The following is a 22,804-nucleotide window of genomic DNA, read 5'->3' as shown; positions in this document are numbered from 1 at the left end:
CATTTGCCTGTCGGCCCAGGGGGCGGGAAAGCAGTGGCGTTCAAACGTTTGAAGCGGGACAAGCCCGATAGCTTGACTGTGCCGGATGCGCCGAACCTGGTTTGGTCCAAGGCCTTCATGACAGATCGTTCGGAAGACGGCATGCAATACCGGCTACTGAATGGTCAGGACAACATCCTCACCCCGGTCAGTGAAGCGTGCGTTGGCAGCCCCGCAATAACAGGATCAAGAATGCCATCCCGATTCTGTTTCGTGCCGTGCCGGGCTATATGGCCTTCTCTTGAGAAGACTGCTCTTGAAGTCCTCTCAGTAGGATTTGCCGCGCATGCGCAACTCGAGGATGGCGCAGAATCGTTGGAAGCCAGACCAGCCAGTAGGTATTTGTTGTTGCGCGTCGGGGAGGCGGAATGACGTGAAGCCTTCCTTCCGCGATGGCGTCCTGACACAGATACTTCGGCAAAATCGACCATCCCATTCCGCCGAGCAGCAAGTTGCGCAGAACACGCAAATCGGGGCTTGTAACGGATGGAGACGCTTGAACGTCCTCAAGACCATTGCCTGCAAGCCAGACATCGATCAATGGCAGGTCCAGGCTGTAGGATAGCAATGCCTCGCTCCGTATCCCCTCCGACAGGCTTGGGTTGGCCTTTATCCGCTCCGCTACGGCTGGAGCGGCCACGGCGACCACGGGTTCCTCCCGGATCAATTCCGTGCGCAGGCGCGTGTCGGTTATGGGATAGGCGGAAATTCCAAGGTCGAAGTGACCCTCGATCAACATCTGCTGCAGCATGTCGCGATGAGCGGGCTGCAAGCGGATGCGAATTCCGGCATCCACCAGTTTTGGAAGGTGCAAGGTCAGCACTTCCGCCATGAAATCAGCATGACCGATGATGCGGATTGCTCCGACGAGTTCCGTGGATCGCGCTCGTGCTTTCGCCAGCGCCTGTTCCGACAGGTCCAGATGATCCGCAAGGTCGGCTGCGAGTTCTTCTGCAGTGATTGTCGGGATGACCCCCCGCGCGCCGCGCTCGAACAACTTGCGACCCAGTGCCACTTCCAGTCCCGCAATATGCTGGGAGACGTTCGATTGCGTCAGGTTGAGGCTGCGCGCTGCAGCGGAGAGCGATCGCAGGCGATACACTTCGACAAAGCTTCTAAGACGGATGAGCGACATCACGTAGCCATCATATTTTTGATGGCAGAAAGCAAGCGTCTTGTGAGCCCGGGCGAACGGAAGAGTGTAGACAAAAGTTCAGACGGTTGATGCTTCGAAGGAGTTTTCACGATGCTGACAAAAACGCTCTACACCACCTCCGCCACAGCGACCGGTGGTCGTGACGGTCGAGCCCGCACGGCGGACGGTTCGCTGAATGTGTGGCTAGACATGCCTGTCGAACTGGGCGGCAAGGGGCATGGCAACAATCCCGAGCAACTCTTCGCCGCGGGCTATTCGGCCTGCTTCCTGTCCGCAATGAAAAACGTGGCCGCTTCGCAGAAGATCACTCTTGCTGCCGAAACGGCGGTTACGGCTGTTGTTGGCATCGGCCCGCGGGCGGCAGGCGGTTTCGGTATTTCGGCTGCCCTCACCATCGACATTCCCGGCATGGACCGGGAGGCCGCACAGTCGCTTGTCGAAGCTGCCCACTCGGTCTGCCCCTATTCCAATGCGTTGCGTGGCAATGTCGATGTCGCATTGAACCTGGCTTGAGGAGTTGTGAACAATGTCTGATATCAAAACAGAGCTGTCGGGTATCCTGCAATCCATGAAGCGGGCGCACCTCGCCCAAGGTCCGGCCAGTCCAGAGACGCGGCGTGACCGTCTGGAACGTGCGGCTCGACTCCTGATCGACAATCGCGAGGCGCTGGCCCGTGCCATCAGCGCCGACTTCGGAAATCGCGCGATCTATCACACCCTCGCCGCCGATATCGCCACCACCGCAGCCGGTCTGCGCTATAGCGCCGGAGGCCTTGAAAAATGGATGGCTCGTGAGGTCGTCACTCGTCCTGAGGACGATGTGCAGGCCTGGATCGAGCCGCAGCCGCTTGGCGTGGTCGGCATTGTTTCGCCGTGGAATTTCCCGCTCAACCTTGCCTTCGCGCCCTTGGCTGGCGTCTTTGCAGCCGGAAACACGGCATTGATCAAACCGTCGGAGTTTACGCCGCGCACCGCTGATCTGCTCGCAGAACTCGTCGGCGCTAGCTTTGACGCCGATGAACTTGGTGTGGTCATCGGTGGGCCGGACGTGGCGAGTGCCTTCACTTCGCTGCCTTTTGATCACCTTGTATTCACAGGCAGCACCCAGGTCGGCAAGATCGTGATGCGCGCGGCAGCCGAGAACCTTACTCCTGTAACCCTGGAGTTGGGTGGCAAGTGCCCCGTGGTCATCGAGCATGGCTTTGATATCGCGACGGCGGCTGAACGCACGCTGACGGTTAAGACCTTCAATGCCGGACAGATCTGTTTAGCGCCGGATTATGTGATGCTGTCTGCCGCTGACCTGGATGCATTCGTTGCCAGCGCCCGCGCTTTCGTGGCACGCGCTTTCCCGACCATCCAGGCCAATCCCGATTACACTTCGGTAATTGCTCCACGTCACTACGACAGACTGATGACGCTGATTGCGGATGCTGAAGTAAAAGGCGCGACCGCCATTCCGCTTGCTGCAGAAGGTGAGCCATTCCATTGCGCCGACGGCCGTAAAATTGCGCCCGTCTTGCTGGTGGGGGTGAATGAAACGATGCGCGTGATGCAGGAGGAGATATTTGGCCCGCTTCTGCCAATCATGACAGTCGCCTCGCTTGATGCGGCCATCGACCGCATCAATGCGCATGACCGACCGCTCGCCGCTTATCTGTTCAGCGACGATCAACAGTTTCGCGACCGATTTGCCCAGAGCGTCACGTCCGGTGCGCTGGTGATCAACGACATCATGCTGCATGCCAGCATTGATACCTTGCCATTCGGCGGCGTGGGGGCCTCGGGAACTGGCGCCTATCATGGTGTACATGGCTTCCGACGCTTCAGCCATTTTCGTCCAGTCGTGGTGCAGGGGGCAAGCGGCGCAAGCGGCGCTCGGCTGCGCGCGCCTTATGCCGAAAAGCAAACGGCACTGGAAAAAGCTCTGGCCGGCCAAGCCTGACACCGAGCACCTATGAAATCAACGATCTCAAATCTAGATGGAGTAAATAGCATGAAAGTACTGATGGTTCTGACCAGCCATGACACGCTCGGCAACACTGGAAAGAAGACCGGGTTCTGGCTGGAAGAGTTCGCCGCACCTTACTACACCTTCCTGGATGCGGGTGCCGACATCACCGTCGCATCCCCGGCGGGCGGGCAGCCGCCGCTCGATCCAAAGAGCGATCTGCCTGATTTCCAGACCGAATTGACGCATCGCTTCAAGGCAGATGCAGCCGCACAGGCCGTTCTTGCCAATACCGTGAAGCTTGATGGCCTGCGTCAGGACGATTTCGATACCGTCTTCTATCCTGGCGGCCATGGCCCATTGTGGGATCTGGCGGAAAGCCAGGCATCGATCAACCTCATTGAGAGCTTCGAGCGGGCTGGCAAACCCATCGGCTTTGTCTGTCACGCGCCAGGTGTACTCAAGAATGTCAAAGCGGCCAACGGCGATCCGATCGTCAAGGGACGTACCGTAACCGGCTTTACGAATGGCGAGGAAGCCGCCGTCGAACTGACCGATGTCGTGCCGTTTCTGATCGAGGACACCTTCATCGCCCAGGGCGCCGATTATCGCAAGGGTCCCGACTGGGCGCCGTTCGTGCTCGAAGACGGCAAACTCGTAACCGGGCAGAACCCGGCGAGCAGTGAAGGTGTCGCCAAGGCGCTGATTGCTCAGCTGCGTTAACCGTTCTGAGTGCGCGGTGGAAACACCGCGTACCTCTTGCTGCCAATGGGAAACTCCCATGGCCAAATTCGTGACACCGGCCTGCAGAACACATTGAATGATGTGATCGAGCCGTCGTGGGTGGCCCTTGTCTAGCAGTCACATCACAACCCGCCAGCGGCTTGGGTGTGGGAGGCTGGCGGCATCCATGCATGAGCATATTGCCGAAAAGCCTGAACCCATTGCGGCACTGCAGAGGCTGTTGCTCGATCTCAACGGTGCACTGAACCTCCACCGACGCCGACATCTGCCATCGAACACCGAAAATCTTGACAATCGTAAATACGAATATTAGTATATATGATGAAAATTAGATTTGGAGGAGGATCGAGATGGTTACGGTTGTCGTGTTGGGGGCAGGGCTAGGTGGGACGATCATGGCATACGAGCTTCGAGATCGTGTACCGGCGGAGACCGAGGTCGTACTGGTCAACAAAGGCTCAATCTATTCATTCGTGCCGTCCAATCCCTGGGTCGCAGTTGGCTGGCGGGAGCGAGAGGATGTTGAAGTCGATCTGCATTCCGCCTGCGCACGGCGCAAGATCACGCTGATGCCGCAGGGAGCAGAGCGTGTCCATCCGAACGAGAACCGGATCAGCCTGCTCGATGGCAGTTCGATTGCCTATGACTATCTGGTCATTGCGACAGGGCCCGATCTGGCTTTCGACGAGATCCCGGGCTTCGGCCCTGATGGCCACACCCACTCCGTCTGCCATATCGATCATGCTCTGATGACCCGTGAGGCGTTTCGCAGGCTGGTTGACAACCCGGGACCTGTCGTCATCGGTGCCGTGCAAGGCGCCTCGTGTTTCGGTCCGGCCTATGAGTTTGCCTTTATCCTCGACAAGGCGTTGCGAGATGCAAAGGTGCGGGACAAGGTGCCCATGACCTTTGTCACCTCCGAACCCTATATCGGGCATCTGGGGCTCGATGGTGTCGGCGACACGAAGGGACTTCTGGAAAGCGCGCTGCGCAACCGCCACATCAAGTGGATCACCAGCGCCCGCGTTTCGCAATTCACTGATGAAGGCGTCACGGCCGAGGAGATCAGCGAAGACGGCAGCGTCAAGGTAAGACATCAGGTGCCGTCGACTTTCACGATGATGCTTCCGGCCTTTCGTGGCGTTGCAGCTGTGCGCGACATCGAGGGTCTAACAAATCCCAGAGGCTTCATCCTTGCCGACAAGCATCAGCAGAATCCGAGGTTCTCGAATGTCTTTTCGGTCGGTGTTGGTGTTGCGATACCCCCGATGGGCAAGACGCCGGTGCCTGTCGGCGTGCCAAAGACGGGCTTCATGATCGAATCCATGGTGACGGCGACCGCCCACAATATTGCGCACCTGATGGAGGGCAAGGCGCCCAATGCGCAAGGCACCTGGAACGCCGTATGCCTGGCTGATTTCGGCGACGGGGGAATTGCATTCGTGGCCCAGCCGCAGATCCCGCCGCGCAATGTGAACTGGTCCTCGTCCGGCAAATGGGTTCATGCCGCCAAGATCGGCTTCGAGAAGTACTTCCTCTACAAGGTCAAACTCGGCAAGTCGGAGCCATTCTACGAAAAGCTCGCGCTTCAGGCGCTCGGGATCGACAAGCTGAAATCCATCTCGCTTGATGCAGGCTGAAGTAACCGAATGGGTCGGCCTTGCCGCGGCAAGGCCGTTTCCTGCCGTTTTGCAGTGACGCGGAGCGGTCACTCGGTGTTAGCTTCCCATCAAAGGGAGCCTGACCATGACGCTTGAACAGATCAGCCCAATGCCAACGGAGCCGGGCATTCTCGCATTTCACCAGCGCTGCGAGAGTTTCTATCCGCCCGATGCCGTGGATGCCTCGATTGCTCAGCAGCGGCAGTGGTATGATGCGCTCTGTGCCGAATTCTCACCGCCTCTGCCAGAAGGCCTCGTCCGCCAGGATGCGCTGGTGGCGGGCCGCATCCCGGTCCGGCATTATCGGCCAAGCGTGGTCGAGACACCCGTCCGCATCCTCTATATCCATGGCGGTGGCTTCATTGTCGGTTCCCTCGACAGCCATGACGCCATCTGCGCGGAGCTGGCTGATGGTGCCAAGGCGGAGCTGGTTGCGGTTGATTACCGGCTGGCACCGGAGCATGTCTGGCCGGCAGCCTTTGAGGATTGCCGGGATGTTCTTTCAGCGCTTCTCGCGGACGGGCGCGAGGTGGTGGTGGCCGGCGATAGCGCTGGCGGGAACCTCGCCGCCGGTATCACGCTTGAGGCATCTTTGGCGGCGCGGCGCGGCATTGTCGGCCAGGCGCTGATCTACCCGGCCCTTGGCGGCGATCTCATCAGTGGCTCCTATCTGGAGATGGCCAACGCGCCCGGGCTTTCCACCACCGATGTTGCCTATTATCGAGATGTACTCCAGGCACCTGATGACGATCCGGTTGCCTATCCATTGTCGGCGCCGGATCTGTCCGGCTTGCCACCAACCTATATCTCGGCGGCCTTCTTCGACCCGTTGCGAGACGATTCCAGACATTATGCCGCGCGCCTGGCGTTGGCCGGCGTGGATGTCATCTTCCGCGAAGAAGGCCAGATGATCCATGCTTGGCTTCGGGCGCGGCATATGAGCCCGGGCGCTGCAGAGGGGTTCCGCCATCTCGTCCAAGCTTTGTCAAAGCTCGTTGGCACCGTCTGACCGTCGAGGAGGCCGGCGGGTGGCTCAATCCCGCCGGATGGTGTGTAGCGACATCGCGTTTGACGGCATGTTTACATCAGGTCGCGCGGGATCCGCTTGGCAAAACGCTTCTCGAATATCGTCTCGTCGCCTTCAAATGCCTGAACGCTTGCTTGCGTGATCCACGCATCAGCGGTGCACGACAGGCTCGCGGTGGAGACCGTCATCACCGAACGACCATGGCCTTGCGCCCTGCATGTCCATGTTGACGTTCCGGTCATGGACAATGGGTCATTCGCGGCGATCGACCAGACCTCGTCGCGGATGTCTTGCGTGACATTACCAGTCTCAGGATGTTCAATGAGCCCGGTGTCCTCGTAGATTCGATAGTGGGTCAGGCCATGGGTCATGTCGCGCTCGACGGTCCGGCGGGTGATAGACGGCGAGTGCTGGTCATAGTGTGGCAGGGGATCGGGATTTGCCGGTTCCGGCAGGTCGATCTCCTGATGGTCGCCGAGGCGTGGAAGGGCGAGCGTCAGCGATGCGGTATCGATGGTGAGGCCTGGATTTTCAGGCGATGGCAGCACCATTGGCCAGTAGGCCGTGGAAAGCGCAAGCCGGATGCGATGACCTTTGCCGAACCTGTAGCCGCAGGCATCGAGCCTGAGAGAGATCTCCGTCATGAGGCCTGGGACCATGGGAGAGGGCTCCGCATTGCCGTTCCGATGGCTGAGGTTCAGCACGCCGAAGGCAACGCGGGTGGCAGTTCCGTCCGGATGGATATCGACGATCCGGGCGATGAGATTGGCAGTCGGGGCGTCACAGGAGAGAGTGAGCCGCAGTTCGGGCTGGCCCAGATAATCTTCAGGTTCGGACAGGACAACACTGTCGAAGACCAGCGATCCGGCATCGTCGATGCGCTGGTCTCCGGCCATCTCGGCATCCGGTTTCAGGGTGAAGTATTCGCCGGATGCCGTGCCGGTATCGAGCGGCGAGCACAGATAGACCTCGCCGACGCCGACCGGATTGGTCGAGACGGGACCAAGCTGTCCGTTGCCGGATATGCGAAGCTCGTTCATCTCCGGCGTCGACCAAGTCTGCTTGGTAATCCACCGGCCTGGGTCGCGGTCGCGCCTCAGCGCCGGCTTCGGCCCATCGAGAATATAGGCGCGCATCTGGGGGAAGTGTTCGGCACCATTGTCTTCGTCACGCAGCCAGCGGTTCCACCAGGCAATTGCCTCGCCATGAAAGTCCGCCCGTGGTTTCGGCCAGGCGAAATGCGGGTATTTATGCACCCAGGGTCCGATCATCGCCTTGGCCTTTTGCCCGAGACCTTCGATCGCCTTGATCGGCGTGTTGCGATAGCCGTCTGCCCAGCCGGCAATGACGAGGGCGGGCACGGGAAAGCCGTCGAAATCCTCGCAGATCGATCCGTGCCGCCAGAAGTCGTCGCGGCGCTGATGTTCGAGCCAGTCTTCGAGGAAGAAGGGTTCGTTCTCCAGCCGCTTGAGCCACATGTCTTTCCAGTGGTCCCCGACCAGTTGCGGATCGGGCGAGCGCGACTGGTAGGCGAGCATGGTTGCGGCCCAGGACAATTGAGCCGACAGATGGCAGCCGTTCTTGTAGTGGATATCGTCATTATAGCGATCAACGGTCGAGGCAATCGAGATGACCGCCTTGAGCGCCGGTGGTTTCAAGGCCGCAATCTGCAGGCAATTGAAGCCGCCCCAGGAAATGCCCATCATGCCGACCCTGCCGTTTGACCAGGGGCGGCTTGCGATCCAGTCGATGATTTCCAAACCATCGGAGAGTTCGCGCGGCGTGTATTCGCCGTCGATGACGCCGTCGGATTCACCAGAGCCGCGAATATCGACGCGGACGCCGACAATGCCGGCTGCAGCGAAGATCGGATAGGTGGATTCGTCTCGGGGTGCGGTACCATCGCGCTTGCGATAGGGGAGATATTCAAGCACTGCCGGGCAAGGGGCCTGTTCGGCGCCGTCGGGCATCCAGATGCGGGCTGCCAGACGCGTGCCATCCTTCAGCGTGATCCACTCGTTTTCGATGACGGTGTGTGTGTGGTTCGAATGGCTCAATGACCTGCCCCTTCCATTCGGCGCGTGGCAAGCACGCTTTCCAGCCAGCCGATCTTCATTTCCGGCACGGACTTCAACAGGAGGTCGGTGTAGTCGTCGAAGGGGGGCGACAGGACTTGCGTCTTGGGGCCGAACCGGACAAGGCGACCCCGATTCATGACGGCGACGGAATCGGCAATTGCACGGACAATGGCAATGTCGTGGGTGATGAACATGTAGGAGACCTGTGTTTCGGCCTGCAGCTTCAAGAGCAGTTTCAGAATGCCCTCGGCCACCAGCGGATCGAGAGCGGAGGTTGGTTCGTCACAGAGGATGATGTCCGGCCGGGCGGCGAGAGCGCGTGCGATGGCAACACGCTGTTTCTGGCCTCCCGACAATTCTGCGGGATACCGATCGGCAAACCCGCTGCCCATTTCTATCTGCTCCAGAAGTTCGTTGACGCGCGCCGTCTTCTGTTTGCCGCGCAAGCCGTCATAAAAGGTGAGCGGGCGGCCGATGATGTCACGCACTGTCTGGCGCGGGTTCATCGCCGTGTCAGCCATCTGGTAGATCATCTGGATGCGACGCAACTGGTCCTTTGTGCGGTCTTTGAGTGCCCTGGGCAGAAGTTTTCCATCAAAGCCGATGTCACCTGTGAGCGGTGGCAGAAGACCGGTGATGACCCGTGCCAGGGTCGACTTGCCGGAACCGGATTCGCCAACCACCGCAAGCGTCTGTCCCTTGGGCAGGTGGAGCGTCACATCGCGCAGCACCTTGAAGCCGTTGGAATAGCCGGCCGTGACGTTCTTGACGGTAAGCAGCGTGTCCGATTGGTCGGCTGCTTCTTCCCGCTTGGTGCTGCGGACATTGACCAGCGCGCGCGTATAGTCTTCCCGAGGTGCCTCGATGATCTGCTGAGCCGGCCCGTATTCCACCATCTTGCCGTGTCGGAGAACCAGAATGTCATCGGTGATCTGTGCGACGACGGCAAGATCATGGGTGATGTAGAGCGCTGCCGTCTTGGTCTCTTCGATCGCATGCTTGATCGCCGCCAGCACATCAATCTGGGTCGTCACGTCAAGCGCCGTGGTTGGTTCGTCGAAGACGATCAGTTCCGGGTTTGGGCAGAGCGCCATCGCTGTCATCGCCCGCTGCAACTGGCCGCCTGAGACTTGGTGCGGATAGCGCTGCCCAAAATCTTCCGGGTCGGGCAGGCCGAGTACGGTGAACAGGTACTCGGCGCGCTTTTCAGCGTCTGCTCGCGACATCAGGCCGTGCTTCAGCGAGGCTTCGATCACTTGCTCGCCAAGCCGATGGGCGGGATTGAAGGCCGCTGCCGCAGATTGGGCGACATAGCAGACCTTGCAGCCGCGGATCTGGCGAATGCCGGAGGAGCTCAGCGTCAGCAGATCTTCGCCGTTCAGCCTGACTTCGCCACCGGTGATACGGACCCCGCCACGACCATAGGCAAGTGCCGTCAGGCCGATCGTCGATTTTCCGGCACCGGATTCGCCGATCAGCCCGAGGACCTTGCCCTTGGCAACGTCGAAGCTGACGCCTTCGACCAGCGTTACCGTTTTGGGTGGCTCGCCCGGTGGGTAGCTCGTCGCCTCGATCTTCAGGTTCCTGACGGACAGAAGTTCATGCATCGCCGCGTCCTCCCTTGAGGCTGGATGTTCGCTTCATCAACCAGTCGACCACCAGGTTGACGCAGACGGCGAGGGTTGCGATCGCCGTGCCCGGAATGAGAGCGGCCGATATGCCGAAGATGATGCCGTCTTTATTGTCTTTCACCATGCCGCCCCAGTCGGCGGCCGGCGGCTGGATGCCGAGGCCGAGGAAGGAAAGGGTGGAGAGAAACAGGATCGAGAAGGCAAAGCGCAGGCCGAATTCGGCAAGCAGCGGCGACAGCGTATTGGGCAGGATTTCCTTGAAGATGATCCAGAGCGGACCTTCGCCGCGCAGGCGCGCCGCCTCGACGAATTCCATCACCGCGACGTCGAGCGCCACGGCACGGCCGATGCGGAAGACGCGGGTGGAATCCAGCACGGCCATGACCAGGATCAGGATCCACAGTTGCTGCGGAAGAACGGCGAGCACGACCAGCGCAAAGATCAGTGTGGGGATGGCCATCATCAGATCGTTGAAGCGGGAAAAGATCTGATCGATCAGTCCCCCCCGAACCGCTGCCGTAAAGCTCAGCAGCATGCCGAGTGCAAACGAAATAACCGTTGCGGCGAGTGCGACGAAGATCGTCGTGCGCGCCCCGTAGATCAGGCGCGAGAGAAGGTCGCGCCCGAGATTGTCCGTGCCTAGCAGGAAGTCGCCGCCGGCCGGAAGCCAGATGTCACCGACAATCTCACGCTCGCCGAAGGGTGCGATCCATGGGGCGAAGAGGGCGCAGATGAGGGCAATGACGATGCCGGCGAGGCCGATCCAGGCGCTCAAGGGGATGGATTTCAGCGTCATCGCGGGTGCCTCAGTCTCGGATTGGCCAGAATGCCGATGATATCGGCGGCCATGTTGAGGAAGATGTAGAAAGCCGCGAAGATCAGACCGCAGGCTTGCACGACGGGCATGTCGCGCACCGTCACGGCGTCCACCATATACTGGCCCATGCCGGGATAGACGAAGACGACCTCGACCACGACGACACCGACGACGAGATAGGCAAGGTTGAGCGCCACGACATTGACCACGGGTGCGACGGCGTTGGGGGCCGCATGCCGAGCGATCACGCGGAAGGTGCCAAGACCCTTCAGCTCCGCCGTTTCGATATAGGCCGAGGACATCACGTTGAGGATGGCGGCCCGCGTCATGCGCATCATGTGGGCGAGCACCACAAGAACGAGGGTCGCAACGGGAAGCGCGATGGCGGACAGGCGCTCGGTCAGCGACATGCCGTCATAGACGGTGGACGGGAAGGTCGCGACACCGAGATCGATGGCGAAGACCATGATCAGCAGATAGCCGATGAAGAATTCCGGCAGGGAGATCGCGGCCAGCGAGATCACGTTGATGATCTTGTCTGGCAGCCGGTTGCGGAACTGCACCGCGACCATGCCGAGCGCGATTGCGAGCGGCACCGAGACAAGGGCCGCGAAGAAAGCGAGGAACAGGGAATTGCCGAGTCTGCGACCTATCTGTTCGCCGACCGATTGCTTGCTTGCCCAGGACGTGCCGAAGTCTCCCTGGACCGCGCCACTCAGCCAGCTGACGTAGCGTTCCGACCATGGGCGATCGAGGCCGAGATCCTTGCGAATGTTCTCGACAGCCTGCGGGGTAGCGGATTGCCCGAGATAGGTCGTGGCAAAGTCGCCGGGGAGTGCTTCGACGCCGCCGAAGATCATCAGCGAGACAGCAAACAACAGCCCGACGCTCAGGCCAAGGCGCTGCAGGATCAGCGCCAGGAGGGGGCGGCGAAAGGCGAAGTGTCGCCAGAAGGTGCCGCCGATTTCGCCTGCGTCTTCGAGGGGCCCAAGCGTTGCGGGCAATCCGGAAACGGCAGGGGTCCGCGCTTGCGGCGCGGCCCCATCCGTCGTGTCCGGACCTTGGTTCGGTCCGTGCTCCGTCATCAGGCTTCCAGCCAGACCCGGGTTGCGACATAGCCGTTCGACATGTCGTTGCCGATGTCGTGTACGTAGCCCTTCACCTGCTTGGAGGCCGCGTTCACGAAGTCGTTGAACATCGGCAGGATCAGCCCGCCTTCATCCCGCACCATCATGGCCATGGTACGATACATGTCCTTTCGCTTGGCTTCGTCGAGTTCAGAGCGGGCTTCCAGCAGGATCTTGTCGAAATCCGGACGCAGGAAGCGGGTATCGTTCCAGTCTGCACTCGAGAGATAGGCCGTCGAATACATCTGGTCCTGCGTCGGGCGGCCGCCCCAGTAGGAGGTGGAGAAAGGCTGGACGTTCCAGACATTCGACCAGTAGCCATCGCCCGGTTCGCGCTTGACCTCGATCTCGATGCCGGCCTTCTTGGCGCTTTCCTGATAGAGGACAGCGGCATCGACGGCGCCGGGGAATGCGACTTCCGAGGTGCGCAGCAACACCGAGCCAGAATGGCCTGATTTCTTGAAGTGGAAGGCTGCCTTGTCCGGATCATAGGCGCGCTGTTCGATGCCTTCGGGGAAGAGGGCATAGGTGTTGTTGATCGGGAAGTCGTTGCCCACCTTGCCGTAGCCGCCGAGCACGCGTTCGACCATGGTTTCCCGGTCCATCGCATATTTCAGCGCCAGACGCAGATCGGCATTGTCGAAGGGGCCCGTGTTGCAATGCATGATGAAGACATAGTGGCCGCGTCCGGAGGTGCTCAGGATCTCGACATTTGGCGAACGCTTCAGCATCGAGACCGTCTTCGGATCGATACGGTTGACATAGTGGACCTGACCCGAGGCGAGGGCTGCGATACGGGCCGTCGCGTCGTTCATGTTGATGATCTCGATGGAGTCAACATAACCACGGTCGGTGCGCCAGTCGTCTGCATTGCGCTCGAAGGTCGCGCGCACACCCGGCTCGAAGCTCATCATCTTGTAGGGGCCGGTGCCAATCGAGGCGAGCGGGTCGTCATAACCGCCGTTCGGCTGGATGACGAGGTGGTAGTCGGTGAGAAGCAGCGGCAGGTCGGCATTGCCCTCGGTCAGCACGAGGACGAGGTTGCCACCGTCGGCCTTGATTTCCTTGATCGACTTCATGACGCCGAGCGCGCCCGATTCCGACTTCTCGTCGGTATGGCGCTGAAGGGTCTTCACAACGTCCTCAACCGTCAGCTCCTTGCCGTCGTGGAACTTGACGCCCTTGCGGATCTTGAAGGTCCAGGTCGCGGCATCGGCCGAAGGCTCCCAGGATTCAGCCAGGGCTGGCACCGGCTGGCCGGTCAGCGGCTCGGATTCCACTAGCATGTCGCCCCAGCAGCGACCGATGCAGAACATCACTTGGGACAGAAACTTCGCCGGGTCCTTGCTATCGGTGGCCGAGCCACCTTCGAGGCCAAGCTTCAGATGGCCGCCGCGTTTCGGCTCCTGTGCCGCAACGGTGGTCGCAAACAAGGTGCCTGCGGTCGATGCCGCAAGACCAAGCGCTGCCGCGCGGCCGAGAAACTCGCGTCTGTTCATTGCGCCCAGCATGACCTGGCGTGCGAGATAGTCCTTGTAATCGCTCATTCCACTGTTCCCTTGTCTGCGCGGTCTTTGCCGCTTGTTGTGATTGGTCGAGCTGCTGCCGATTTCCGTTTGCCGAGGCGTCGGTTCGCCTGAAGTCAGTGTCTTTCGTCCTCCTGTTCGCCGCGGCCTGGCCATCAACCTGTGCCGTTCCGTGCCCTTCATTCGTTCTTGCGCCGTGCGCCTGGTCGGTTAGCCTATCACCGGCCCTTCCAAACTGGGTCACGCTTTTCAGCAAAGGCGCGGGCGCCTTCCAACTGGTCCTCGCTGGCGTAAAGTGTATCGACTGTCTGCAGCTGGCGTCGGGTGACCTTGTTCATCACCGTCTGGAAGTCGCGGCCTTCTGCCTCTCGCACCACTTCCTTGATCGCGGCATAGACGAGGGGTGGGCCGCTTTCGAGCAGACGTGCCAGATCCCAGGCGCGCGCCATCAGATTTCCGGCCGGCAGGATTTCGTTGATGAAGCCCCAGCGATGGGCCTCGGCCGCGTCCAGCCAACGACCTGTCAGCAGCATCTCCATGGCAATGTGATAGGGAATGCGCTTCGGCAGCTTGATCGAGGCAGCGTCGGCCACGGTCCCCGAGCGGATTTCCGGCAAGGCGAAGGTCGCGTGTTCGGCGGCGAGGATCAGGTCTGCCGATAGGGCGATTTCGAAACCGCCACCGCAGCAGATGCCGTTGACAGCTGCGATGATCGGCTTGTTCAGGTCGCGCAGTTCCTGCATGCCGCCGAAGCCGCCAACGCCATAGTCGCCGTCGACAGCATCACCGGCTGCGGCAGCCTTCAGGTCCCATCCGGCGCAGAAGAATTTCGGTCCGCTGCCGGTTACGATCGCGACACGCAGATCCGGATCATCGCGAAAGCCGCGGAAGATCTCGCCCATCAGCCTGCTCGTCGCAAGATCGATGGCGTTCGCCTTCGGTCGGTCAATCGTGACTTCGAGGATTGCGCCTTCGCGGCGGGTGAGGATCGGGCCGGACATGCAGTCACCCTCTCAGACGGATCAGGGCGTCGACAGCGAAGGCCCCCGAGCCCTCCTGCAACACCATGACGGGATTAACGTCGAGTTCCTCGACGATTGAAGCGTTTGAAACGACATAGGATGCGACCGATGCGACGGTGGACACAAGGGCGTCGAGGTCGCCTTTGGGATGGCCGCGATAGCCCTCAAGCAGTTTTGCGACCTTCAACCTGGCTATGGCCTCACGAATTGCACCGTCGTCTGTGGGGAGTGTCAGGATGGCGACATCCTCCAGTAATTCCACGAGAATTCCACCAGCGCCGATCGTGAGGACCAGTCCGGCGACAGGGTCACGCACTGCGCCGATGATGAATTCTGCAATAGGTTTGTCGATCGTTTCTTCGACAAGGAATCCGGCGGCGACACCTGCCATGGTGTCAGCGGCTGAGCGGACCGCGTCAGGCTCGGTCAGGCCAAGCACGACTGCGCCGGATTCTGTCTTATGTGCGACGCCGAGGGCCTTCAGAACCACGGGGAAGCCGAGACTTGCTGCGGCATTGGCTGCGCCCTCTGCCGTTTCGGCGCGCAGACCTTGCGGAACTTTGACGCCATGGACAGCGAGGGCGCTCTTGGCCTCCTGCTCGTTGAGCGTAATGACCTCGCGCCCGGTTGCCTGGACCTTGAGGAGAGGTGTCGCCTCGGGCGCATTCCAGCACGCGCCGATCATGGCGGCCGTTTCGGCCGCAGCCAGTGCGTCGTCGATCCCCAGTAATGGAACGACACCAGCCTTCATCAGCCTCACGGCTATCTCTTCCGGCATGTTTTCTGCCATGCTGGCGACGATAGCAGCCTTTGCCCCGGTCTCAACAGCGGCATCGATCACGGCGTCGGCGGTGGTCATCCAGTCGGCGGGATCGCAGCGGTCCAGTCGCGGGAAATCCAGGACCACGAGATTGAGCGCGTAGCCGCCCCGCATCATGGCGGCAAAAGCTTCGACCTGTCTTTGCCGGTTGCCCCAGACGAAGGTGTGGTAGTCGAGTGGATTGCCCAAAGTGACCATGGGGCCGAGGGCCTGGCGCAGCGGTGCGTATTGGGCAGATTGCAACTCGCGAAACCGGATGGTTCGCGCAGTTCCTGCATCGGCCATCAGCGAGGCCTCGCCGCCGGAGCAGCTCATCGAGGAGATGTCGAAGCTGGAGAGGGGCCCGTGCAGGTGCAAAAGCTTCAGCACTTCCAGGAATTCCGGCAGGCTGTTAGCGCGTCCGATGCCAAGCCGGTCGAACAGCGCAGCCATCACGGCATGATTGCCCGCAAGCGATGCGGTATGGGATACGGCAGCCTGGCAGGCGGCTTCCGACCTGCCAACCTTGAGAGCCACCAAAGGTTTTCTAAGCTGCCTTGCCTTCAAGGCCAGACGCTCAAGCAAGGCCGGGCTGTCGATGCCCTCGATATGCAGTCCGACGGCAGTCACGCGCGGATCGTCGAGAACGGCCATGGCGAGATCGGACAGGCCGCATTTCGCCTGGTTGCCCGCCGTCAGCACATAGGCAATGGGAAGCCCGCGTGTCTGCATGGAAATGTTCAAGGCGATGTTCGAGGATTGCGTCAGGATCGCAACGCCTCGATTGACCATCGACAGTCCCTGTTGGTCCGGCCAGAGCAAGACACGATCCAGCATGTTGATGAAGCCGTAGCAGTTAGGGCCGATGATCGGCATATCGGCTGCGGCTGCAACCAGCGTGTCCTGCAGGTCTGCCCCGTCGGGAAACTCGGCCACGGCTTCGCGAAAGCCCGAGGCATAACAGATCGCGCCGCCTGCCTTGCGCTCTGCCAGGTCACGGACGATGTCGATCGTGGCGGCCCGGTTTACACCGACAAAAGCTGCATCCGGTGGAGCCGGCAGGTCATTCACGGACCGATAGCAGCGCTGCCCGCCGATTTCGTCTTTGGTTGGATGTACGGGCCAGATGGGGCCATCAAAGCCGATCTTCCGACATTGCTCGACCACACGCGCCGCCTCCTTGCCGCCGAAGATGGCAATGGATTTCGGGCGAAGCAGGCGGTCGAAGGAGCGGGTCACCGTGTGCTATGCCCCCAGTGGTCGAAGGAGATCGCGGCTGATGATATGCCGCTGGATCTCGGAGGTGCCATCCCATATGCGCTCGACCCTTGCGTCGCGCCAGAAGCGCGCCAGCGGCAGGTCGTCCATCAACCCCATGCCGCCATAGATCTGGATGGCCTCATCGGTGACGCGCGCCAGCATCTCCGTTGCATAGAGCTTGGCGGAGGCAATCTCGCGATTGGAGGGCAGGCCCTGGTCGAGGCGGGATGCGGCGGACAAGGTTAGAAGGTCGGCGGCGTCGATCTCGGTGATCATGTCGGCAAGCTTGAAGGATACGCCCTGATTGACGCCGATTGGTTTGCCGAATTGCTTGCGCTCGGCGGCATAGGAGAGCGCGAGATCGAAGACCCGTCTTGCGCGGCCAACACAGCTCGCGGCAACCGTGAGGCGGGTCGAGTAAAGCCATTGATTGGCGATGTCGAAGCCCTTGTGCACCTCTCCGAGAACCTGGGCATCACTCAGGCGACAGTCATCGAAGTTCAGCACGCAGTTCTTGTAGCCGCGATGAGATACCGAGCTGTAGCCTTCACGGATCTCGAAGCCGGGCGTGCCCCGGTCCACAAGAAAGCAGGTGATACGCTTCTTGCGGCCATGCGGCGTGTCTTCTTCTCCTGTCGCTGCGAAGAGGATGACGAAGTCGGCGATATCGGCGTGGCTGATGAAATGTTTGGTGCCATTGACGATCCAGTCGTTGCCGTCCTTTTTGGCCATGCACTTCATGCCGCGCACATCCGAGCCGGCATCGGGTTCGGTCATGGCAAGAGCGTCGATCTGTTCGCCCCGGATGGCGGGCAAAAGGTAGCGCTCGCGCTGTTCGTCATTGCACGCCATCAGGATGCCGGAGGGGCGGCCGAAAAAGACGGTGAGCGCCATTGAGCCCCGACCAAGCTCACGCTCGACGAGCGTGAAGGTCGCGTGGTCGAGGCCGGCACCGCCGAGTTCCTCGGGAAAGTTACAGGCATAGAAGCCGAGTTCGCGACATTTGGTGGCGATCTGCCTGCCGAGTTCCGGCGGGACATGGCCGCTGCGCTCGACCTCGTTTTCGAAAGGGTAGATTTCGGCCTCGACGAAAGAGCGAACCGTCTCCACGATCATCTGCTGTTCGTCGGTCAGTGCGAAGTTCATGGGCTACCCTCCTTTCTATGAATGCTTCTCACTCGGCTGGCATGACCTTTTCCCCAGAGCCGGGAGAGTATTTGTGTTTCATTGTGCCTTCCTCTGTCCCACGCTGCGCCCCGCACCATCGGGCATTGGCAGATTGGCGTGAGCCTCTGCGATCACTGCCGTCTTCGCCTGTACGTCGGCCGGTGCATCGACGCTTTTGCCGGCTTTGGAATCGACATGGAGCATCAATTGTTCGGCCGTCGCGATCAGATCGCCGCTTGCCTGATCGTGAATACGAGTGAAGAAATGCAGCCGCTTCCGGTCCGAAGACAGGAGCTGCAGCGTCGTGTAGAGTCCCTGGCCGAGCTTCGCCTCGCCGAGATGGCGGATATGGGTTTCGACCGTGTAATAGCTGTGGCCCGCTTCCACATAGGCCATGTCGACGCCAACAAGGCGCAGCAGGGCATCGGCGGTATCGCCGAAGAGCTGCAGATAGCGGTGTTCGGTCATGTGGCCGTTATAGTCGACCCAGGCGGCGTTCACGCGGGTCTCAAGCAGCCGGAGGGGCTCGGTTGCCGAGACCGTGGTCTCGGTCTTTTCGGCACTTTGCCAAAGATGTTTTTCGAAATCCGCGAGGATCTTGCCGGTGCCCCAGCCGCGTCCGTCGTCTCCGGCTTTCAGCGCATGCATGATGCCGACGAGGTTCTGGTCGCGGATGCGCTCCAGCTCGCGGATGCCGCGGGCGCCCGATTGAGCGTCGGATTGGGCCGAGATCTTCTCGACCAGCGCGTCATCCAGGTCGACGACGTCGGTCAGCTTGCTCCAGGGCCAAGCGAGACAGGGACCGAACTGGGCGAGGAAATGCCGCATTCCTGCTTCGCCGCCGGCAATGCGGTAGGTCTCGAACAGACCCATCTGGGCCCAACGCATGCCGAAGGAATAGCGGATGACGTCATCCAGCGTTTCAGTGTCGCAGATGTCGTCCTTGATCAGCCACAGCGCCTCGCGCCAGACGGATTCCAGCAGGCGATCGCCAACAAAGGCCTCGATCTCCTTCTTGATGATCACGCCCTTCATGCCGATTGGTACGAGCTTGGCCTTGGCATCATCGAGCACGCTGCGGGCGGTCTTTTCGCCGCCGACGAGTTCGACAAGCGGCAGAAGGTAGACGGGGTTATAGGGATGGGCGACGAAAAGGCGCTCGGGGTGGCGCATATCCCGCTGCAATTCGGTTGGCATCAGGCCGGAGGTCGACGAACCGATCAATGCTGCCGGCTGGGCTGCGGCGTCGATCTGGGTCAGCACACCGCGCTTCAATTCCAGCCGTTCGGGCACGCTTTCCTGGATCCAATCGGCGTCGCGGACGGCGTCTTCCAGGCTGTCGCAGAAGGTGACATCGCCCTTTTTCGGAAGCGGTGCGGTTGTCAGCATGCCATAGGCGCGCTCGGCATTGGCCAGCACTTCACCGATGATGCGTTTCGCGTCCGGATGGGGATCGAAGACCTTGACGTCGATCCCGGCAAGCGCAAAGCGGGCGATCCAGGCGCCACCGATAACCCCACCGCCAATGCAGGCTGCTTTCTGTATACGGCTCATTTCGGCGCTCGCTTGGTCAGTTTCAGTTTCTCGCGCACTTCAGCCGGGCCAATGACCTTGGCACCCATGCCCTCGATGACGGAGACGGCCTTTTCGACCAGCTGACCATTGCTCGCGAGCTGGCCCTTACCGATGTAGAGATTGTCCTCGAGGCCCACGCGCACATTGCCGCCGGCAAGCACCGCGGCCGCTGGATAGGCGAGTGCATTGCGACCGATCGAGAAGGCCGAGAATGTCCAGGACGACGGCACGTTGTTGACCATGGCCATGAAGGTGTTCAGGTCGTCGGGAGCTCCCCACGGAATGCCCATGCACAGCTGGATCAGGACCGGATCCTCGATCAGGCCCTCTTCCGCGAGCTGCTTGGCAAACCAAAGATGACCAGTGTCGAAGGCCTCGATTTCGGGGCGGACGCCGAGATCGGTCATCATTTTTGCCATGGCACGCAGCATCGACGGCGTGTTGGTCATGACGTAATCGCCGAGATTGAAGTTCATCGTGCCGCAGTCAAGCGTGCAGATCTCCGGAAGGCATTCGGCCACATGGGCCATACGCTCCGTGGCGCCGGCCATATCCGTGCCAATGGGATTGACGGGCAGGGGGCTTTCAACATTGCCGAAGACAAGGTCTCCGCCCATGCCGGCTGTCAGGTTGAGAACAATGTCCACCTCGGCGGAGCGAATGCGGTCCGTCACCTCGCGATAGAGGTCGAGCCTGCGGGATGCAGCACCGGTCTCCGGGTCGCGAACATGGCAGTGCGCGACGGCAGCACCGGCCTTGGCCGCTTCGATCGCGGCTTCTGCGATCTGTTTCGGGGTGATGGGAACATCGGAGGATCTCGATACCGTATCACCGGAACCGGTGACGGCACATGTGATGAAAACCTCACGGTTCATACTGAGTGGCATAGTTGTCTCCGTCTTGCTGATCACATTACGCGGCAGGAGCGACAATTCTGCTTTGCATTATCGGAACCATTTCATACATTCTCGGAGGTATGCGGAATGAGGTTGGATGGCGATGGATGTTTCGGCGGCGCAGCATTTCGACCTCTTGATCTTGCCGCAGACCAACCTGATCCTGCTCGCCTCCGTCATCGAGCCCTTACGCGCCGCCAACCGGATTGCGGGGCGCACGCTTTACACGTGGCAGACCTACAGTCCGACTGGTGCTGCGATCGAGACCACCAGCGGTGTGCCGATTGCGGTCTCGGGCCCTTTCCGGCCGGGGCGCGAGACAGATCCGCTTTTTGTCGTGGCGAGCTACGAGTGGCGGCGGAGCCTGACCTCACAGCTTAAAATGCTGCTTTCTCAGACGGCACGTCACCGGGACTTCGTGGCTGGCATTGAATCCGGCTCCTGGCTGCTGGCGGAGGCAAGCTTGCTGGATCGCGTTCAGGCGACGGTTCACTGGGAGGATTTCGAGGATTTCGTCAGCGCCTATCCGCAGATCAAGCTGGTACGCGGCCGTTTCGTGATCGATGGAAAGCGCATCACGACAGGGGGATCACTGCCGACCATCGACCTGATGCTGGAGCTGATCCGGCGGGCGCATGGCTATTCCATGGCGCTCGAAGTGTCGCGTCTGTTCATCTACGAGCAGGAGCGGATGGAAGGAGATTTGCTGCAGGCGCCCGCCATCGGCAATCGGCGCATGCTGGATCATCGCCTGGAAGCGGCCGTCAAGCTGATGGAAGAGACGGTGGACACGCCGCTGACGTTGTCCCGTCTGGCGCGGCGGGTCGGTGTGAGCGCCCGGCATCTGCAGGACCTGTTCAGTCTGGCAATGGGCGTCGCGCCACACCAGCACTACTTGGCGCTTCGTCTCAATGCTGCCCGCCGCAAGGTGATCGAGACGAGGATGGAGTTCGCCGATATCGCAGCGATCACAGGCTTCAACTCATCCTCATCGTTTTCCCGCACCTATCGAGCCCACTACCGCGAAAGTCCGACGGAGACCCGACGACGCCTGAAGCCGCGTGACGGTTAGGCTGTGGTCATTCAGTGAACCGGAGCGGGTATCCTTAGGTTTCCACCCAGACACCGCTTTGGGCCGATCTGGCCATCGCGTGAACGATTGTTTCGATTTCAAGCCCGGTGTCGAAGTCGATGACATGGGCATCCCTGTCGCCACCGATATGGCGCAGGAGTTCACGGCATTCGATAACCTTCAGTTCGTTGAAGCCGAGACCATGCCCGGGGGCTGGGATAAATTGCTGATAGGGTGGATGCGAGGGTGCTGCGAGCAAGGTCCGGTAACCCTGGGCATCGCCGCGATCGGTTCTCGTAAAGACCTGCAACTCGTTCATCCGCTCCTGATCGAACAGGATCGAACCATTGGAGCCAAAGATCTGCAGGGCGATGCGTCCCTTCCGGCCCCAGGCAGATCGGTTGACCATCAATACACCGGAGGCACCTGCCTCAGTACGGAAGAGGGCCTGCGCAATGTCGTGGTTCTCGACCGGACGGCTGCCGCCACCGGCGACGGGTCGCTCGGCATAGGGCTTGGCCATGTCGGCGACGAGTGAAGTGATTTTCCCGTGGAGCACGGTGAGCAGGGAAAGCGGATGGACGGCAAAGTCGTCCAGAGCGCCATAGCCTGACGTCTCGGCGCTCTTCCAGTAGAATGGCTCGTCCGGATCGGCCATGTAATCCTCGTCCATCTCCAGGCGGATATGATTGACGTTGCCAATCGCGCCTTCGGCGATCAGCCGGCTGGCCTGACGGATCATCGGGTTCTGGATGTAGTTGTAGCCGAGGATGGCTGTCTTTCCGGAGACGCGGGCTGCATCCCGCATGCGCGTCGCGTCCGCAAGCGACGTCGCCATGGGTTTTTCGCACCAGACATGTTTGCCGGCCTCAAGGGCGGCGATGGCCATGTCGGCATGGAACTGGTTCGGGGCTGCGATTGAGATCACGTCGATTTCGGGATTATCGACAAGCTCCCGCCAATTGCCGGTTCCCTGCGCAAAACCGAAGGCCTTGGCATGACGGGTTGCAAGCTCGGCTGTCGCGTCGCCCAGTGCCACCAGTCTTGGCCGATCGACGTCGCCGAAGACGGTCGCCACAGAGTTCCATGCCATGGCATGGCATTTGCCCATGTAGCCCGAACCGATCAGTCCAATTCCCAATCCCATGTCTTCCTCCGCAGATCGCAGTCGATTTCGTGAATTCCGTTCAGAACCGCGGAGCGTCCTCGCCAGCGCGGCGATAGGCGGCAATGACGGTATTGGCCATCAGCATGGC

The 22,804-nt window shown here is 60.7% G+C and carries 19 protein-coding genes and 1 pseudogene; 8 read left to right on the top strand and 12 right to left on the bottom strand.

The features are described 5' to 3' along the window. Window positions 1-42 precede the first annotated feature (42 nt). Window positions 43-174: pseudogene (locus tag IP76_RS23345) on the top strand (IS3 family transposase); the annotation flags it as partial. A gap of 91 nt (window positions 175-265) precedes the next feature. Here IP76_RS23345 and IP76_RS16885 read toward each other — a convergent pair. Further along, on the bottom strand, window positions 266-1,174 hold the full coding sequence (locus IP76_RS16885; protein ID WP_054159409.1) for a LysR family transcriptional regulator: 909 nt from the start codon (window positions 1,172-1,174) through the stop codon (window positions 266-268). Between the two features lie 111 nt (window positions 1,175-1,285). Here IP76_RS16885 and IP76_RS16880 point away from each other — a divergent pair, with 111 nt between their 5' ends. The 6 genes from IP76_RS16880 (at window position 1,286) to IP76_RS16860 (ending at window position 6,560) form a co-directional block, all read left to right on the top strand. Further along, on the top strand, window positions 1,286-1,708 hold the full coding sequence (locus IP76_RS16880) for an organic hydroperoxide resistance protein (protein WP_054159408.1): 423 nt from the start codon (window positions 1,286-1,288) through the stop codon (window positions 1,706-1,708). 13 nt (window positions 1,709-1,721) lie between these two features. Next, the gene (locus IP76_RS16875; RefSeq protein WP_054159407.1) at window positions 1,722-3,140 is read left to right on the top strand and encodes a coniferyl aldehyde dehydrogenase; all 1,419 of its coding nucleotides are present in this window, start codon (window positions 1,722-1,724) and stop codon (window positions 3,138-3,140) included. A 51-nt stretch (window positions 3,141-3,191) separates the two neighbouring features. Next, on the top strand, window positions 3,192-3,869 hold the full coding sequence (locus IP76_RS16870) for a type 1 glutamine amidotransferase domain-containing protein (protein ID WP_054159406.1): 678 nt from the start codon (window positions 3,192-3,194) through the stop codon (window positions 3,867-3,869). A 187-nt stretch (window positions 3,870-4,056) separates the two neighbouring features. Then, on the top strand, window positions 4,057-4,203 hold the full coding sequence (locus IP76_RS23340) for a hypothetical protein (protein WP_197278368.1): 147 nt from the start codon (window positions 4,057-4,059) through the stop codon (window positions 4,201-4,203). 37 nt (window positions 4,204-4,240) lie between these two features. Further along, the gene (locus IP76_RS16865; RefSeq protein WP_054159405.1) at window positions 4,241-5,530 is read left to right on the top strand and encodes an NAD(P)/FAD-dependent oxidoreductase; all 1,290 of its coding nucleotides are present in this window, start codon (window positions 4,241-4,243) and stop codon (window positions 5,528-5,530) included. A gap of 106 nt (window positions 5,531-5,636) precedes the next feature. Further along, window positions 5,637-6,560, top strand: coding sequence for an alpha/beta hydrolase (locus tag IP76_RS16860; RefSeq protein ID WP_054159404.1), 924 nt, complete (start codon window positions 5,637-5,639; stop codon window positions 6,558-6,560). A gap of 71 nt (window positions 6,561-6,631) precedes the next feature. On the opposite strand, the gene IP76_RS16855 is transcribed toward IP76_RS16860, so the two are convergent. The 10 genes from IP76_RS16855 to IP76_RS16810 form a co-directional block, all read right to left on the bottom strand. Continuing rightward, entirely contained in the window at window positions 6,632-8,635 is a 2,004-nt protein-coding gene (locus IP76_RS16855) for a CocE/NonD family hydrolase (protein ID WP_054159403.1), read from the bottom strand. After that, complete coding sequence (locus tag IP76_RS16850; protein WP_054159402.1) at window positions 8,632-10,263, bottom strand: ABC transporter ATP-binding protein; 1,632 nt, start codon at window positions 10,261-10,263, stop codon at window positions 8,632-8,634. Before IP76_RS16850 ends, IP76_RS16855 begins: the two co-directional genes overlap by 4 nt. Beyond that, window positions 10,256-11,083 (bottom strand): ABC transporter permease, encoded by an 828-nt coding sequence (locus IP76_RS16845; protein ID WP_054159401.1) that lies wholly within the window; start codon window positions 11,081-11,083, stop codon window positions 10,256-10,258. Before IP76_RS16845 ends, IP76_RS16850 begins: the two co-directional genes overlap by 8 nt. Further along, window positions 11,080-12,189 (bottom strand): ABC transporter permease, encoded by a 1,110-nt coding sequence (locus IP76_RS16840; protein ID WP_054159400.1) that lies wholly within the window; start codon window positions 12,187-12,189, stop codon window positions 11,080-11,082. Before IP76_RS16840 ends, IP76_RS16845 begins: the two co-directional genes overlap by 4 nt. After that, window positions 12,189-13,778, bottom strand: coding sequence for an ABC transporter substrate-binding protein (locus IP76_RS16835; protein ID WP_054159399.1), 1,590 nt, complete (start codon window positions 13,776-13,778; stop codon window positions 12,189-12,191). The genes IP76_RS16840 and IP76_RS16835 overlap by 1 nt, the downstream gene beginning before the upstream one ends. Window positions 13,779-13,975: 197 nt before the next feature. After that, window positions 13,976-14,758, bottom strand: a complete 783-nt coding sequence (locus IP76_RS16830; RefSeq protein ID WP_054159398.1) for a carnitinyl-CoA dehydratase — start codon at window positions 14,756-14,758, stop codon at window positions 13,976-13,978. Between the two features lie 4 nt (window positions 14,759-14,762). Further along, complete coding sequence (locus IP76_RS16825) at window positions 14,763-16,817, bottom strand: acetate--CoA ligase family protein (protein WP_054159397.1); 2,055 nt, start codon at window positions 16,815-16,817, stop codon at window positions 14,763-14,765. 6 nt (window positions 16,818-16,823) lie between these two features. Further along, a complete protein-coding gene (locus tag IP76_RS16820) occupies window positions 16,824-17,984 on the bottom strand; it encodes an acyl-CoA dehydrogenase family protein (RefSeq protein ID WP_054159396.1) in 1,161 nt (386 codons plus the stop codon). A 78-nt stretch (window positions 17,985-18,062) separates the two neighbouring features. Then, window positions 18,063-19,559 carry a carnitine 3-dehydrogenase gene (locus IP76_RS16815; RefSeq protein ID WP_054159395.1) on the bottom strand — a complete coding sequence of 499 codons (1,497 nt, stop codon included), beginning with the start codon at window positions 19,557-19,559 and terminating at the stop codon, window positions 18,063-18,065. Further along, window positions 19,556-20,467, bottom strand: coding sequence for a 3-keto-5-aminohexanoate cleavage protein (locus IP76_RS16810; protein WP_054159394.1), 912 nt, complete (start codon window positions 20,465-20,467; stop codon window positions 19,556-19,558). The genes IP76_RS16815 and IP76_RS16810 overlap by 4 nt, the downstream gene beginning before the upstream one ends. Window positions 20,468-20,573: 106 nt before the next feature. Here IP76_RS16810 and IP76_RS16805 point away from each other — a divergent pair, with 106 nt between their 5' ends. Then, the gene (locus IP76_RS16805; protein WP_054159393.1) at window positions 20,574-21,548 is read left to right on the top strand and encodes a GlxA family transcriptional regulator; all 975 of its coding nucleotides are present in this window, start codon (window positions 20,574-20,576) and stop codon (window positions 21,546-21,548) included. A 34-nt stretch (window positions 21,549-21,582) separates the two neighbouring features. On the opposite strand, the gene IP76_RS16800 is transcribed toward IP76_RS16805, so the two are convergent. Next, on the bottom strand, window positions 21,583-22,695 hold the full coding sequence (locus IP76_RS16800) for a Gfo/Idh/MocA family protein (RefSeq protein WP_054159392.1): 1,113 nt from the start codon (window positions 22,693-22,695) through the stop codon (window positions 21,583-21,585). Window positions 22,696-22,804: the final 109 nt, after the last annotated feature.

Source organism: Rhizobium sp. AAP43, from assembly GCF_001296045.1.
Classification (GTDB): Bacteria; Pseudomonadota; Alphaproteobacteria; order Rhizobiales; family Rhizobiaceae; genus Allorhizobium.
This window is presented reverse-complemented; position numbering and strand designations above follow the sequence as displayed.